General features: G+C 71.2%; 2 protein-coding genes and 1 pseudogene. 2 read left to right on the top strand and 1 reads right to left on the bottom strand.

The features are described from left to right. On the bottom strand, positions 1-519 hold a 519-nt coding region (locus tag ABZ281_RS48940; RefSeq protein ID WP_356665271.1), incomplete at its 3' end, for a TerD family protein. A 157-nt stretch (positions 520-676) separates the two neighbouring features. On the opposite strand from ABZ281_RS48940, the gene ABZ281_RS48945 reads away from it, so the two are divergent. Both ABZ281_RS48945 and ABZ281_RS48950 read left to right on the top strand, forming a co-directional pair. Next, positions 677-1,063: a BlaI/MecI/CopY family transcriptional regulator gene (locus ABZ281_RS48945; RefSeq protein WP_356665273.1), complete on the top strand. Its 387-nt coding sequence runs from the start codon at positions 677-679 to the stop codon at positions 1,061-1,063. Positions 1,064-1,069: 6 nt separating this feature from the next. Beyond that, positions 1,070-1,547 (top strand): annotated as a pseudogene (locus tag ABZ281_RS48950) (M56 family peptidase); the annotation flags it as partial.

Genomic DNA, 1,547 nt, shown 5'->3' on the forward strand with positions numbered 1-1,547 from the left:
GCCGACGGCGCGGAACTTCCACTCCTCTCCGTGCCGGTAGAGCTCGCCGAAGACCATCGCCGTCTCGGTGGAGGCGTCCTCGGACAGGTCGTAGCGGGCGATCTCCTGGCCGCCCGCCTGGTTGACGACCCGGATGAAGGCGTTGCGGACCTGCCCGAAGCTCTGGCCGCGGTTCTCGGCGTCGTGGATGGACACCGGGAAGACGATCTTTTCGATCTCGGCGGGGACGGCGGAGAGGTTCACCTTGACGGACTCGTCGTCGCCCTCGCCCTCACCGGTGAGGTTGTCGCCGGTGTGCTCGACCGAACCGTCCGGGCTCTTGAGCTGGTTGTAGAAGACGAAGTGCTGGTCCGAGGGGACCTTGCCGGAGGCGTCGAGGAGCAGGGCGGAGGCGTCGAGGTCGTAGTCGGTGCCGGTGGTCGTGCGCACGTCCCAGCCCAGGCCGACCAGGACGGCGGTGAGACCGGGCGCCTCCTTGCTGAGCGAGACGTTGCCGCCCTTGGACAGGGAAACTCCCACGGGGTACTCCTTCTTGAGCGCTTGACGCGTGCGGTGTGGATGCCGATGCGGATGTCACTCTGAATCTACAGCAATGTAGAAGCAGGCGGGATCGGGGTGGCGGATCTATACGATGGTCCGCAAGGGCAACGCAGGGCGGCGAAAGCGAGGCAGGGCGGTGGCGGATCCCGGGCAGCGTCCCCGGCGGGCACAGGGTGAGCTGGAGGCGCTGGTGCTGTCGGCGCTGCGGGAGGCGGACGGCCCGGCCACGGCCGGCTGGGTGCAGGAGCGCCTCGGCGGTGACCTCGCGTACACGACGGTGATCACGATCCTGACCCGGCTGCTGGGCAAGGGTGCGGTCACCCGGGAGCGGGTCGGCCGGTCCTTCGCCTGGACACCGGACTCGGACCAGGCGGGCCTGGCCGCCCGGAAGATGCGCAAGGTGCTGGACGCCGAGAGCGACCGCGGGGCCGTGCTGGCCAGCTTCGTCACCGGCCTCGGCCCGGACGAGGAGCGGCTGCTGCGCGACCTGCTGGATCAGGCCCAGAGCGAAGGGGAAGACTGAAGCCTCATGGGGGTCTTCGTCTTTCTGCCACTGATCCTGCCGCTCACGGCCTGGCCGGTCGCACGCCTCGCCGAACAGCATTTGCATCCGCGGACCGCGACCCGGCTGCTGACGGTACTGGCCGTGGTGCTGGCGCTGTGCAGCACCGTGTGCCTGGCACTGGTGATGGTGGTCGGCACCGCCCAACTGCCCGGCAACCCCTTGCCGGACGGCTGGTCCGACCCCGAGGTGCGGGCGGCGGTGCCCTACGACGAGGTCGTGGGCAAGGCCGCGATCCCCGCGCTGTGTGCGGTGGTGGTCGCCTGCGCCCGGACGCTGCGGCGGCACGGCCGGGTACGCCGCCGGGCACACCTGGCCCTGGCCGGCCTGCGGGGGACGGAGGTGGCGGTGCTGCCCGACGCCGTGCCCTACGCGTACGCGCTGCCGCCCGGGGGACGTCGGAGTGGTGGAGTGTCGTGGACCGGCGCGGGGCGCGGCCGGGTCG

Source organism: Streptomyces sp. NPDC006265 (genome assembly GCF_040613555.1).
Taxonomy (GTDB): domain Bacteria; phylum Actinomycetota; class Actinomycetes; order Streptomycetales; family Streptomycetaceae; genus Streptomyces.